Below are 260 nucleotides of genomic sequence, written 5' to 3'. Positions count from 1 at the left end.
CACGTGACCGACGAAGCCGAACGCGGTTGCCATGGAGCCCAACAGGGCGATCAACAGGAACAACAGCTCGCCGGCATACATGTTGCCGAACAGTCGCATCGCGAGCGACACGGTACGGGCTGCAGATTCGATGATGTTCAACAGCAGGTTGAACGGAGCCATGTAGATGCCGAACGGTGCAGCGAACAGCTCATGCACCCAGCCACCGACGCCTTTGACTTTCAGGTTGTAGTACAGGACCACGGCCAGCACGCCCAGCG

General features: G+C 59.6%; 1 protein-coding gene. It reads right to left on the bottom strand.

What is annotated here, in order from left to right; all coding sequences use genetic code 11:
• Positions 1–260 (bottom strand): F0F1 ATP synthase subunit A (locus tag ACR9ZK_RS22430; RefSeq protein ID WP_481344137.1); only part of this gene is annotated, 260 nt, incomplete at both ends.

It is taken from the genome of Monashia sp. HAY1-5C (assembly GCF_056755255.1).
The sequence above is the reverse complement of the archived record's forward strand: the minus strand, read 5'-3'. Positions and strand labels throughout refer to the sequence as shown.